The following is a 12,373-nucleotide window of genomic DNA, read 5'->3' on the forward strand; positions in this document are numbered from 1 at the left end:
CCTCCTTACTTCAGCAGCGCGCCGGAGATGACCATCATCTGCACTTCGCTGGTGCCTTCGTAGATCTCGGTGATCTTGGCATCGCGCATCATGCGCTCGATGGGGTAGTCACGGGTGTAGCCGTAACCGCCGAACAGCTGCAAGCAGCGGCGGGTAACATCGCTGGCGGTGCGGGCTGCAATCAGCTTAGCCTCGGCAGCCTCAACGCTGTAACGGACCTTAGTGCCGTTCATGGCCTGCTGCTTTTTCAGGCCAGCCTTGTAAACCAGGTACTTGGCAGCGTCAACGCGGGCTTTCATCTCAGCCAGCTCGAACTGGGTGTTCTGGAACTGAGCGATGGAACGGCCAAACTGCTTGCGCTCCTTGACATAGGCAACAGTCTCGTCGATTGCGCCCTCTGCGATGCCCAGAGCCTGTGCGGCAATGCCGATACGACCGCCATCCAGGGTAGCCATAGCCAGCTGGAAGCCCTTGCCCTTAACGCCGAGCAGACGATCCTTGGGGATGATGCAGTCTTCCATGATCAGCTCGCAGGTGGAAGAACCACGAATGCCCATCTTATCTTCGGGCTTGCCGACCTTGAAGCCGGGGTCGGTGCGCTCCACGATGAACGCGGAGATTTCCTTCTGCTTGCGGCCGCGCTTGTCGGTCACAAAACCGGTAACAGCAATGATAATGAAGACATCAGCATAGCCAGCGTTGGTGATGAAGATCTTGGAGCCGTTCAGCTTCCAATGGTCGCCCTCATCCACAGCAAAGGTCTGCTGGCCCTGTGCATCGGTGCCGGCGCCGGGCTCAGTCAGGCCGAAAGCACCCAGCCATTCGCCGCTGCACAGCTTGGGCAGGTACTTTGCCTTCTGGTCTGCAGTGCCGTTCTCATAGATAGGAGCAGCACACAGGGAGGTATGGGCGGACAGGATAACACCTGTGGTGCCGCAAACCTTGCTCATTTCCTCAACAGCCATCACGTAGGAGAGCACATCGCCGCCTGCGCCGTCGACCTCTTTGGGGAAGTAAATGCCCATCATGCCCAGCTTTGCCATCTTTTCAACGGTCTCTTTGGGGAAATATTCCTCCGCGTCAACCTTTTTGGCAAGGGGTTTGACTTCGTTCTCAGCAAATTCTTTGTACATTTTCTGTACCATAGCCTGCTGCTTGGACAGAGTAAAATCCATAACGGTATCCTCCTTATCTAACAGTGCGCCCGCCGCCCCGCAGCCAAAGCCGCAAGGGCAGGTTTGCAGGCGACTGAACAAATCAATCCTGACGGAGATTTTGCACTCCGTCAGGAGAGATTGTTTCAAATTTTACAGGGCATCAACAGCGGTCTTGGTGCGGTCTGCGTTGTAAACGTAGAAGCCCTTGCCGGTCTTGCAGCCCAGGTTGCCGCCGCGAACCATCTTACGGATGAGCGGGCAGGCGCGGTACTTGCTGTCGCCGGTCTCCTTGTACAGAACGTCCATGATGGCCAGGCAGATATCCAAGCCAATGAAGTCACCCAACTCCAGGGGGCCCATCGGATGGTTGGCACCCAACTTCATAGCGGTGTCGATGCCGGCAATGTCAGAAACGCCTTCCATCTTGATGAAAGCAGCTTCGTTGATCATGGGGATCAGGATGCGGTTGACAACAAAGCCAGCAGCCTCGTTGACCTGAACGGGGGTCTTGCCGATCTCAACGCTGATCTTTTTGATGGTCTCAACAGTCTCGGCGGGGGTGTTCACGCCTGCAATGACCTCGATGAGCTTCATACGGTCAGCGGGGTTGAAGAAGTGCATACCAACCAGGGGACGGGTCAGGCCCTTGCCGATCTCAGTGATAGACAGAGAAGAGGTGTTGGAAGCAAAGACGCACTCCGGCTTGCAGATCTTGTCCAGCTCGCCAAAGGTGGTCTGCTTGACCTTCATATCCTCAAAAGCAGCCTCAACGATCAGGTCGCAGTCAGCGCACAGATCTTCTTTCAGGCCAGCGGTGATGGCAGCCATACGGCGGTCAACTTCAGCCTGATCCAGCTTGCCCTTGGCAACCAGCTTTGCATAGCCAGCTGCGATCTTATCCTTGCCTTTATCGGCCCATTCCTGCTTGATATCACACAGGGCAACAGTGAAGCCCTCAGTCTGTGCAAATGCCTTAGCAATACCCTGGCCCATAGTGCCAGCGCCAATAACGCCAACTTTCATAGTTGTGCCTCCTGTTAAAAATAATAATGAATAGAGAAAAAGGAAGAATGAAGGTGTGCCGCAAGCGGCACAATTTTAATAATGAACTTTGGTGCAGCCACAGCGCCCGGCCCTTTTGAACAGCGCGCAGCGCTGTGATCCACCACCATTATTCATTATCCTTTATTCATTTTTCTTTCAAAATCAGTTGTTGGTAAACACTGCCTTGGGTTTCGGCTTTTCACGGCTCAGGAAGCACTGCATGCCTTCCACCTGGTCGTGGGTTTCGAAGCAATCGCCAAACAGTTTTTCTTCAACCGCAACAGCCTCGTTGATGGGCTTGGAGATGCCCTCGTTGATGGCCTTCTTGCAGTGGCGGACTGCGATGGGAGCATTCTTGGCAATCTTATTTGCCAGCTTCATCACGTTCTCCATCAATTCAGCCTGCGGGTAAACAGCGTTGACCAGGCCGATACGCAGGGCTTCGTCTGCCTTGATGTTCAGGGCAGAGTAAACCAGCTGCTTTGCCATGCCCATGCCAACCAGGCGGGCCAGACGCTGGGTGCCGCCGAAGCCAGGGGTGATGCCCAGGCCAACTTCGGGCTGGCCGAAGACGGCGTTATCGGAGCAGATGCGGATATCGCAGCTCATGGCCAGCTCATTGCCGCCGCCAAGGGCAAAGCCGTTGACAGCTGCGATAACGGGCAGCGGGAAGCTTTCGATCTCCAGGAACACATCATTGCCCAGCTTACCGAAGGCCTCGCCTTCTGCCTTGGTCATGGTGGACATGGAACCGATATCAGCACCGGCAACAAAGCTCTTGTCGCCTGCACCGGTCAGAACAACGCAGCGCACGGTGTTCTGGTCGATGGCTTCAAAAGCGGCCTTCAGGTCAGCCAGAACTTCGGGGTTCAGTGCATTCAGGGCTTTGGGACGGTCAATGGTGACGATCGCAACAGCGCCCTGAATTTCAGTCGTAACAAAGGACATTGTCAATTCCTCCGTAAATTACATTTCCACGATGGTGGCGCAGCCCATGCCGCCGCCGATGCACAGGGTAGCCAGGCCCTTGTGTGCGCCGCGATGCTTCATGGCGTACAGCAGGGTGACAAGGATACGAGCGCCGGAAGCGCCAACGGGATGGCCCAGAGCAATGGCGCCGCCGTTGACGTTCAGCTTTGCCTGGTCAAAGTGCAGAGCCTGGCCGACTGCAACAGACTGTGCAGCGAATGCTTCGTTGGCTTCGATGAGGTCCATATCATCAACAGTCAGGCCGGTCTTTGCCATAACCTTCTTGGTTGCGGCGATGGGGCCCAGACCCATGACTTCCGGCTCAACACCAGCCAGTGCACCGGCAACCCAGGTAGCCAGAGGCTCAACACCCAGCTCCTTGGCCTTTTCTTCGCTCATGATAACCAGAGCAGCTGCGCCATCGTTGATGGCGGAGGAGTTTGCAGCGGTAACGATACCATCCTTCTTGAAGCAGGGCTTCAGCTTGCCCAGAACTTCCATGGAGCTCATGCGGGGGCCTTCATCGGTATCAAACACGGTGTCACCCTTCTTGCCCTTGATGACAACGGGAACGATCTCATCCTTGAAAGCGCCGTCAGCGATAGCCTTGGCTGCCTTCTCCTGAGAATGGTAAGAGAACTCATCCAGCATCTCACGGGTGATGGGGCTGTAGCCGTACTTCTTCTGGTAGGTTTCGTTGGTGCAGACATTCTCGGCGGTCATGCCCATGTGCATGTTGCAGCCGGTTGCATCCCACAGAGCATCGTTGACCATGGTGTCCACCAGCTCGCTCTTGCCCATGGGGTAGCCCATGCGGTAGCCGTAACGGCCCTTCATCATAGCGAACGGAGCCATATCCATGTTTTCCATACCACCTGCAACAACGATGTCAGCATCGCCTGCTTCGATCATCTGGGCAGCCATGTTCACACAGTTCAGGCCAGAGCCGCAGACAACGTTGACGGTGACAGCGGGGGTCTCGATGGGCAGGCCGGCTTTCAGAGAAGCCTGGCGTGCAACGTTCTGGCCCAGACCAGCCTGGATAACACAGCCCATGTAAACGTGGTCAACCTGCTCCGGCTTGACATTGGCGCGGTTCAGGGCTTCCTTGATGACGATGGAGCCCAGCTCTACAGCAGGAACATTGGCCAGGGTGCCGCCGAACTTGCCGATAGCAGTACGGCATGCGGATGCGATAACGATTTTCTTCATAAGAAACAGCCTCCTAAAAATATGAATCTTATTTAGACGGTTGGGAATCCTTTGTATCTTTACAGGCCTTAGCGACCCGACAAAGCACGTTTTTGGGGGTCAAACTTTACCCTCACGGATTTTTTTCTTCAGGGCAGCTTCCACATTGGGGGTAACGAACTTGGAAACATCGTGGTTGTAATGGGCAGCCTCCCGCACAATGGTGGAGGAAAGGTAGCTCCATTTCAGGGACGTTGACAGAAACACGGTTTCGATTCCCGGGTAGAGCGCGTGATTGGTGTGCGCCAGCTGGATCTCGTTTTCAAAATCCGTTACGGCGCGCAGCCCCCGCACCATTACGGTGGCGTGCTGCTGTTGGGCAAAGTTGACTGTCAGGCCGTCAAAGCTCATCACCTTGACATTGGGGATATCCTTGCAGCATTCCCGCAGCATCTCTTCCCTTTCCTTCACGGTAAACAACGGGGTTTTGGCGCTGTTGTTTAGCACGGCAACGATCAGGGTATCAAACATGCGGGAACTGCGTTTGATAATATCCAGGTGGCCGCGTGTAACGGGGTCAAAGCTGCCGGGATACATTGCAATGGGCATAATCTTTAGTTCCTCTGCAGTGCCAAAGCTGTTAAAAATCTAACAGTCCTGGACGGAAATAAAAGCACCATGCGCGCCGCGCGTTTAATGGGCGGGCCTTAACCCCCGCCGCAGACCGTACCGCCTGCCTGGTGCTGCAAGTGAACTCCGGCTCCTATTTCAGGGATCCGTTTGGCTCACACTTATAGTTTTACACTTTTGTTAAGCTTTTGTCAATGGCTTATCTGTTAAAAATCCGACATAAGTTTCTGGACTGTTTCAGTGGAATGTACAAAATCCACCCGATTTGCACGTTTTGGGGGCAAAAAATGAACTTTATTGGTTGACAAGCGTCAATATAATGTTAAAATAATATCAATGGTTGTGGTGCTGTGCCGCCATTCTTCCGGCGGGGCCCCCCCGCTGCGGGCAGCGCGCCACGCCACCGGGCGGCTGATTTTCAGGCATCCGCACTGTGAGTACCGCCAGAGCAGCGTACCGCCCCATAAACATTATATAAATAGGTAAGCAAATCCGCAAAGATTGCATAAGCAGTTTTTGCGGAATAAACAAAGGAGCTGTTTGTAGAAATGGATTTTAACACTGTTTATGCACAGAAACTGACAACGGCCGACCGCGTTGCCGCTTTGGTCAAGGATGACGATTGGGTCGATTACGGCTGGGCCATCGGCACCCCTGTCAGCTTTGACGCTGCTTTGGCCAAGCGCCTGCCGGAGCTGCACGGGATTAAATTCCGCGGCGGCATCCTGTGCCATGTGCCGGAAATCTTCAAGATTGAAAATCAGGCAGAGCACTTCTGCTGGAACAGCTGGCATATGGGCGGCATTGAGCGCAAGGCCGTTGCCGCCGGTTACGCTTACTATTCTCCCCTGCGCTACTCCGAGCTGCCGCGCTACTACCGCGAAAGCCCCGACCCGCTGAACATTGCGGTGTTTGTGGTTGCCCCCATGGATAGCCACGGCTACTTCAACCTCGGCCCCTGCGCCAGCCATCTGGCCGATGCTGCCCGCAAGGCCGACAAGGTGTTTGTGGAAGTGAACAAGAACATGCCGGTCTGCCTGGGCGGCTACGACAACTGCCTGCACATTTCCCAGGTTGACGGCATTATCGAGGGTGACAACCCGCCGATCGACCAGCTGGGCGGCGGCGGTGCCCCCACCGAAGTTGACCAGGCTGTTGCCCGCCTGGTGGTGGACCGCATCCCCAACGGCGCCTGCCTGCAGCTTGGCATCGGCGGCATGCCCAACGCCATCGGCGCCATGATTGCCGAGAGCGACCTGAAAGATTTGGGCGTACATACCGAGATGTATGTGGACTCTTTTGTAGATATGGCAAAGGCCGGCCGCATTACCGGCCGCTGCAAGAACATTGACAACGGCCGCCAGGTCTATGCATTCGGTGCCGGCACCCAAAAGATGTACGACTACCTGGATAACAATCCGGAGTGTATGTCTGTACCCGTTGATTACACCAACGATGTGCGGGTGATCAGCAGCCTGGATAACTTTATCTCCATCAACAACGCCATTGACGTTGACCTGTATGGCCAGGTGAACGCCGAAAGCAGCGGCACCCGTGCCATTTCCGGTGCAGGCGGCCAGCTGGACTTTGTGCTGGGTGCCTATCTTTCCAAGGGTGGCAAGAGCTTCATCTGCCTGTCCTCCACCTTCTTTAACAAAAAGACCGGCCAAAACGAAAGCCGCATCCGTCCCACGCTGCACCCCGGCAGTGTTGTGACCGATACCCGCGCCAACACCGATTATCTGGTGACCGAGTACGGCGTTGCCCGCCTGAAGGGCCTGACCGCCTGGGAGCGTGCCGAAGCCCTGATCAACATTGCCCACCCAGATTTCCGTGAGCAGCTGATTGCCGACGCCGAAAAGATGGGCCTGTGGCGCAAGAGCAGCAAGCGCTGATCCGTTGTTTTTTATTCTGCTTGTATCCGCCAAAAATTGGCTTGACAAACTGTGTGCCGGTGTGATACAGTAACAATAGCGCAGGGCCGCTGACTGACGGAATCTGGTGGGTATGACCACCGGGGAAGCGGGCTATTCCCTGCATTAAGCCGACCGTCTGGGCTGCATACACTGATGTATGGTGTACGCAGCCCTTTATTTTTTGTAAACGGAGGAATGCCACATGCTGAGCGACATTGTAATTGCACAGGCAGCCAAAATGCTGCCCATTGCCAAAGTAGCTGAAAAACTGGGCCTTACGGACGAGGACCTGATTCCTTATGGCCGTTACAAAGCCAAGATCAACCACAAGCTGATCCACAGTGACCGCCCAGACGGCAAGCTGATCCTGATGACTGCCATCAGCCCCACCCCTGCTGGCGAGGGCAAAACCACCACCAGTGTTGGCCTGGCGGACGCCCTGAACGCCATGGGTAAAAAGACGATGCTCTGCCTGCGTGAGCCCTCCCTTGGGCCCGTGTTCGGTGTAAAGGGCGGTGCTGCGGGCGGCGGTTACGCCCAGGTTGTGCCCATGGAAGATATCAACCTGCACTTTACCGGCGATATTCACGCCATTGGCACCGCAAACAACCTGTTGGCTGCCATGATCGACAACTCTATCCAGCAGGGCAACCCGCTGAACATTGACCCCCGCCGCATCGCCTGGAAGCGCTGCATGGACATGAATGACCGCCAGCTGCGCTTTATTGTGGACGGCCTGGGCGGCAAGGTGAACGGCACCCCGCGTGAGGACGGGTTTGACATCACCGTTGCCAGCGAGGTCATGGCGATCTTCTGCCTGGCCACCGACCTGGCCGACCTGAAAGACCGCCTGAGCCGCATTGTGTGTGCTTATACTTACGATGGCCAGCCGGTCACTGCGGGGCAGATCGGCGCAGCAGGCGCAATGGCGGCTTTGCTGAAAGATGCCATTGACCCCAACCTGGTCCAGACGTTGGAAAACAACCCCGCCATCATCCACGGCGGTCCCTTTGCCAACATTGCCCACGGCTGCAACAGCGTGACTGCCACCAAACTGAGCCTGAAGCTGGCCGATTACGTTGTGACTGAAGCAGGCTTTGGTGCCGACCTGGGCGCTGAAAAGTTCCTGGATATCAAGTGCCGCATGGCGGACCTGCACCCCTCTGCGGTGGTTTTGGTTGCCACCGTCCGTGCGCTGAAATCCCACGGCGGCGTTGCCAAGCCGGATTTGAACAAGCCTAACGTGGATGCCGTCCGCAAGGGCGCGGCCAACCTGGAGCGCCACATTGACAACATCAAGAACGGCTTTGGCCTGCCCGTCTGCGTTGCCATCAACGCTTTCCCCACCGACACGCCGGAAGAGATGGCCGTAATCGAGGAAGTATGCGCCAAGGCAGGCGTCAAGTGCGCCCTGTCTGAAGTGTTCGCCAAGGGCGGCGAGGGCGGCAAAGCCCTGGCCGAGACCGTTCTTTCCATCATGCCGGAAGCCCCCCAGCCCATCCAGTACACCTACGATCTGGGCGCTTCTCTGCCGGAGAAGATCGAAGCAGTTGCCAAAAGAATCTACCGTGCTGACGGCGTGACCTACACTCCCGCCGCCAAGAAGATGCTGGACGACCTGGCCGCCATGGGCTACGGCGAGCTGCCTGTCTGCATTGCCAAAACGCAGTATTCTTTCAGCGATAACGCCAAGCTGACCGGCGCCCCCACCGGCTTTAAAATGAATGTACGCGAAGTGCGCCTTTCCGCCGGTGCTGGGTTTGTGGTCGTCATCTGCGGCAGCATTATGACGATGCCCGGCCTTCCCAAGCACCCCGCCGCCATGGATATTGATGTGGACGCAGAAGGCCGCATTACCGGGTTGTTCTGATGGCGTTTTATCCCTGAAACAGCTTAAATTTACATAATATGCCAAAAAGCTCCGCAGCAAAGGCAAATGCCCAGCTGCGGAGCCTTTGTTTTGGCTGATTTTTCAGTGGCTTATTCTTCGCTCTCCCCTGCCGTATCCTGTTTTTCCATCTTCTCAATATCCGGTGCCTTGCGGCCGCCGGGCATGGTTGCACCAAACGCCGGAACAAACAGGAACTTGCGCACAAAGAAGATGAGCGCAATGGATGCCACGCTGATAAAGTTTTCCACTGCCGATTCATGCCCAACGATCATATGGCGGGCAATGGCATACAGCAGCACTTCCAGCGCACTGCCGGGGCTGTGCTTGGCAAGCATCTTGATGAACTCGATGCCGATGACGATATCCAGCGCGCGCTGCAAAAACAGGCTGATTTCCACTTCATTGGTATCCACCAGCAGGCCGGGCAGCATTTTGATCAGCGGCACCACCGCCAGCATCAACGCCACCACAACCAGCAGCGAAATGCCCACTTCCAGCAGGCCGGCCAACTCGGCCAGCTGGTCACGAAAGATGCGTTTTACGCGTTCTTCCCCGTTATGCAGCACCGTGCGGGAAAAATGGGGGTGTTTGTTGTTTGTATTCATGTTTCTACTCCCTTGGGGTGTATCTTAAAAGCTGAAAATACAGCCCGTTTCTCTGTTTTCCGATACACCTGTTTTGCTTGTTGCTTGTATTATAGCAGATAACCGCTGCCGCGTACTGCATAAAATTTTATATCAGGTGTTATGCAAAACGCCCGCCGCACAGCAACGTGCGGCAGGCGCTTTTTTGTCTGCTGTTTATTTTTAGGCAACACCGCACAATTCCCGCCTTGCGGCTTAAGCACCGCTCCGGCAGCTGCGGCACGGCATCTGCGTTGCCAAAATGCTCGATAAGACATCCAGTATTATCTGCGCTTTTGGCTTAGCATCTGCCGCACCTCGCCCGCCGTATCGGCACTTAGAATTATGCGGTATTGCCTTTATAATCCGGGCGTATTATCTGCCGCTAAAATGGCGTCGTTTTCTTCTTTATACTTGGCTGCGGTATCGCTGTCCAGCACATACACATTCACGGCAATCACTGCATTATCAACGCTTTCGGAGTAAGTCTCGTAATACAGGTCAATAAATGCGCTCCCCGTCATCATGGCTGTGCCGGTATCTGCCGCATAAGCATAACCGTACACAAACCGGCCGTCTGCAGAGGTAATATACATCAGGCTGCCATAGGGAATCACATTGGGGTTGACCGCCACCGTACCATAGGTCAGCCGCCGCCCCGAAGATCCTTTTGCCGTCGGCGATGCCGAATACCCGGTGGAACGCTGTGCGGTATAAGTCGCCGCAATGCCCTCGCATGGTTTGCCGTCCACGATCTCGGGGCCCACGAAGGAGCTGACAGGTGCCTGCTCGTCATAGTGTTTTATAATGGTGGGCACCATTTCTATCACAGTTTCGCGGTTCGTTTCTGTTGTGTCAGTCAGTTCGCCATCCACATAGGTTTCCCGGTAGCTCACGCTGCACAGGCCGTCGCTGCCCTGCTGGATCAGCTGTTCTTTACTCTGTTTGCGGTAGAACAGGCTGGTTTCCACATACTGGGTCTCAGTGGGAATCACTTCGTCCTGAGTGTATTCTTCATAGCGCACCCGCTGGATGGTCACCGTGGTGTTTTCCTGGGCCGGGGTATCCAGCGCAGGCTCAATCCAGTCATCTGGGCCAAGGGTAATGCCGGCTTCCGCCAGAGCATCTCCCACGGTGCCGCCGGTCACCACAACCTCCTGCACACCGCCGTCCACCGTGACGGGCACGGTGTAAGCGCGCAGGATGTGGATCTGGTCAAGGCCTGCATCCTCGGTAATTTCCAGCTCGTCCTCGGTATCGGGTGCCGCAATGCCGGTTTGCTGCATCAGCGTTTTGATATCATGCGCCGAGGTGATAGCCATGCCCTGTGCACCGTGGGTATCGGTAATTTTAACCACATGCAGCTGGCTGCCGGTGAAGGCCACACAGCCCGCCAGCGCCCCCAGGCTTACCAGCAGAGTTCCCCACCGCGGCAATCCAAGCGCGGCACGGCGCCGGATATGCTCTTTTGTTTTTGTTGATAACATAAGTTCCCCTTCCACATCAAGTCCAACTGCCTGAACGGGCAGGCACTATGTTCCTGACTGTAACAGAAAACACGTCATAAAAAATGTCGGCCCAAAATGAGCCGACATAATAAGAATCGGATTGAATAAATCAGCGCTTGCTGAACTGCGGAGCGCGACGAGCTGCTTTGAGACCGTATTTCTTACGTTCCTTCATACGAGGATCACGGGTCAGGAAGCCAGCCTTCTTCAGGGTGCTACGCAGCTCGGGGTCGAACTGCAGCAGAGCGCGGGACAGGCCGTGGCGGATAGCGCCAGCCTGGCCGGAAGTACCGCCGCCGACAACGTTAATCACGATGTCGAACTTGCCATCGGTGTTGGTCAGAGCCAGCGGGCTGCGGACCATCAGCTTCAGGGTTTCCAGGCCGAAGTAATCGTCGATATCACGATTGTTGATGGTAATCTTGCCGGTGCCATTGTAGACGCGGACGCGGGCAACGGAATGCTTACGACGGCCAGTGCCGTAGAAATACTGTTTAGTTTCGTACATCTTCTATTGCCTCCTTATCAAAATTCCACAACTTCGGGCTTCTGGGCAACATGTGCATGCTCAGCAGTCTTGTAGCAGTGCAGGCGGGTCATAGCCTTAGCGCCCAGGGTGTTGGAAGGAACCATGCCCTTAACAGCGTAGGTCATAGCCTTATCGCTGGCTTCAGCCATCAAGGTCTTATACTGGGTTTCCTTCAGGCCGCCGATCCAGCCAGAATGGGTGCGATGATACTTCTTTTCCAGCTTCTTGCCAGTCAGAACAGCTTCGTCGCAGTTAATCACGATGACATGGTCACCGCAGTCAACATTGGGAGTAAAGGTAGTCTTGTTCTTACCACGCAGCAGGACAGCGGCCTGGGCAGCAACGCGGCCGAGCGGTTTGCCGGCAGCATCAATAACATACCACTTGCGGTCGACCATCTCAGCGGGCTTAGCGAGAGTAGTGCTCATGATTTGAATCCTCCATACTTTATAGTGACGCATCCGAATCATTTCGGTTTATTCAAAGCGCAATGCACAGCACGGCACTGCGCTGATTTCGCGCAAGTATGATTTTAGCAAATACGCGCTGTTTCGTCAAGGGATTTTGCAAACAAAATCATTTTATTCTCGCGTAGCTCTTGTTTTCTTGTGTTTTCTCTTGTTTTCTAACGTTTTCGCAAACGGCATTTTACTGTTTTGCCTTTTGCACCTGTTTTTGTGTACCCTGCAGCAAAGTGTTCTGCCCGCTTTGTGCAGTCTGCTGGTTTCCGTTTTTTTCCCCTGCCCTGCTTTGCCAACCAAACTGCGGCGCGGGCGCGGCTTTGTTTTTGCAGCTCCTGTGCGGTGCTTTGATAAAATTCTTCCATTTTGGCTGCGGCTGTTGGCATTGGGCAGCAGGATGTGCTATAATAGCGATGTTTATAGTATCGTCTTAGAGTGTATAAAGGTAAGGTGG

At 55.1% G+C, this 12,373-nt stretch carries 11 protein-coding genes and 1 riboswitch; of the genes, 2 read left to right on the top strand and 9 right to left on the bottom strand.

All coding sequences use genetic code 11. The annotated features are described in order from the left end of the window. Positions 1-5: 5 nt before the first annotated feature. From C4885_RS02590 to coaD, 5 genes are all read right to left on the bottom strand, one after another. Positions 6-1,175: an acyl-CoA dehydrogenase family protein gene (locus tag C4885_RS02590; protein ID WP_113998899.1), complete on the bottom strand. Its 1,170-nt coding sequence runs from the start codon at positions 1,173-1,175 to the stop codon at positions 6-8. A gap of 132 nt (positions 1,176-1,307) precedes the next feature. Beyond that, positions 1,308-2,180, bottom strand: a complete 873-nt coding sequence (locus C4885_RS02595) for a 3-hydroxyacyl-CoA dehydrogenase family protein (RefSeq protein ID WP_113998900.1) — start codon at positions 2,178-2,180, stop codon at positions 1,308-1,310. A gap of 183 nt (positions 2,181-2,363) precedes the next feature. After that, entirely contained in the window at positions 2,364-3,149 is a 786-nt protein-coding gene (locus C4885_RS02600; RefSeq protein ID WP_113998901.1) for an enoyl-CoA hydratase-related protein, read from the bottom strand. Between the two features lie 18 nt (positions 3,150-3,167). Beyond that, entirely contained in the window at positions 3,168-4,382 is a 1,215-nt protein-coding gene (locus C4885_RS02605; protein WP_113998902.1) for an acetyl-CoA C-acetyltransferase, read from the bottom strand. A 99-nt stretch (positions 4,383-4,481) separates the two neighbouring features. Further along, on the bottom strand, positions 4,482-4,970 hold the full coding sequence (coaD, locus tag C4885_RS02610; RefSeq protein ID WP_113998903.1) for a pantetheine-phosphate adenylyltransferase: 489 nt from the start codon (positions 4,968-4,970) through the stop codon (positions 4,482-4,484). 569 nt (positions 4,971-5,539) lie between these two features. Between coaD and C4885_RS02615 the strand changes: the two genes are divergently transcribed. Then, positions 5,540-6,886 (top strand): butyryl-CoA:acetate CoA-transferase, encoded by a 1,347-nt coding sequence (locus tag C4885_RS02615; protein ID WP_113998904.1) that lies wholly within the window; start codon positions 5,540-5,542, stop codon positions 6,884-6,886. A 79-nt stretch (positions 6,887-6,965) separates the two neighbouring features. Continuing rightward, a riboswitch (ZMP/ZTP riboswitch) is annotated at positions 6,966-7,056 on the top strand. Between the two features lie 53 nt (positions 7,057-7,109). Further along, complete coding sequence (locus C4885_RS02620) at positions 7,110-8,777, top strand: formate--tetrahydrofolate ligase (protein ID WP_113998905.1); 1,668 nt, start codon at positions 7,110-7,112, stop codon at positions 8,775-8,777. Positions 8,778-8,887: 110 nt separating this feature from the next. Here C4885_RS02620 and C4885_RS02625 read toward each other — a convergent pair whose 3' ends face one another. The 4 genes from C4885_RS02625 to rplM all read right to left on the bottom strand — a co-directional run bounded on the left by C4885_RS02625 (position 8,888) and on the right by rplM (position 11,886). Beyond that, entirely contained in the window at positions 8,888-9,403 is a 516-nt protein-coding gene (locus C4885_RS02625; protein WP_113998906.1) for a transporter, read from the bottom strand. A 377-nt stretch (positions 9,404-9,780) separates the two neighbouring features. Continuing rightward, complete coding sequence (locus C4885_RS02630; RefSeq protein WP_113998907.1) at positions 9,781-10,908, bottom strand: 3D domain-containing protein; 1,128 nt, start codon at positions 10,906-10,908, stop codon at positions 9,781-9,783. Between the two features lie 130 nt (positions 10,909-11,038). Continuing rightward, the gene (gene rpsI / locus C4885_RS02635; protein WP_113998908.1) at positions 11,039-11,437 is read right to left on the bottom strand and encodes a 30S ribosomal protein S9; all 399 of its coding nucleotides are present in this window, start codon (positions 11,435-11,437) and stop codon (positions 11,039-11,041) included. A gap of 17 nt (positions 11,438-11,454) precedes the next feature. Beyond that, a complete protein-coding gene (gene rplM, locus C4885_RS02640) occupies positions 11,455-11,886 on the bottom strand; it encodes a 50S ribosomal protein L13 (protein WP_113998909.1) in 432 nt (143 codons plus the stop codon). Positions 11,887-12,373 lie beyond the last annotated feature (487 nt).

Origin of the sequence: Subdoligranulum sp. APC924/74 (assembly GCF_003324125.1) — a bacterium.
GTDB classification, from domain to species: domain Bacteria; phylum Bacillota; class Clostridia; order Oscillospirales; family Ruminococcaceae; genus Gemmiger; species Gemmiger qucibialis.

What these genes read in the sequence shown, in the direction of transcription:
- C4885_RS02630 (WP_113998907.1), bottom strand. Translation starts at nt 10,908, where the DNA reads ATGTTATCAACAAAAACAAAAGAGCATATCCGGCGCCGTGCCGCGCTT.
- rplM (WP_113998909.1), bottom strand. Translation starts at nt 11,886, where the DNA reads ATGAGCACTACTCTCGCTAAGCCCGCTGAGATGGTCGACCGCAAGTGG.
- C4885_RS02590 (WP_113998899.1), bottom strand. Translation starts at nt 1,175, where the DNA reads ATGGATTTTACTCTGTCCAAGCAGCAGGCTATGGTACAGAAAATGTAC.
- C4885_RS02615 (WP_113998904.1), top strand. Translation starts at nt 5,540, where the DNA reads ATGGATTTTAACACTGTTTATGCACAGAAACTGACAACGGCCGACCGC.
- rpsI (WP_113998908.1), bottom strand. Translation starts at nt 11,437, where the DNA reads ATGTACGAAACTAAACAGTATTTCTACGGCACTGGCCGTCGTAAGCAT.
- C4885_RS02600 (WP_113998901.1), bottom strand. Translation starts at nt 3,149, where the DNA reads ATGTCCTTTGTTACGACTGAAATTCAGGGCGCTGTTGCGATCGTCACC.
- C4885_RS02625 (WP_113998906.1), bottom strand. Translation starts at nt 9,403, where the DNA reads ATGAATACAAACAACAAACACCCCCATTTTTCCCGCACGGTGCTGCAT.
- coaD (WP_113998903.1), bottom strand. Translation starts at nt 4,970, where the DNA reads ATGCCCATTGCAATGTATCCCGGCAGCTTTGACCCCGTTACACGCGGC.
- C4885_RS02595 (WP_113998900.1), bottom strand. Translation starts at nt 2,180, where the DNA reads ATGAAAGTTGGCGTTATTGGCGCTGGCACTATGGGCCAGGGTATTGCT.
- C4885_RS02620 (WP_113998905.1), top strand. Translation starts at nt 7,110, where the DNA reads ATGCTGAGCGACATTGTAATTGCACAGGCAGCCAAAATGCTGCCCATT.
- C4885_RS02605 (WP_113998902.1), bottom strand. Translation starts at nt 4,382, where the DNA reads ATGAAGAAAATCGTTATCGCATCCGCATGCCGTACTGCTATCGGCAAG.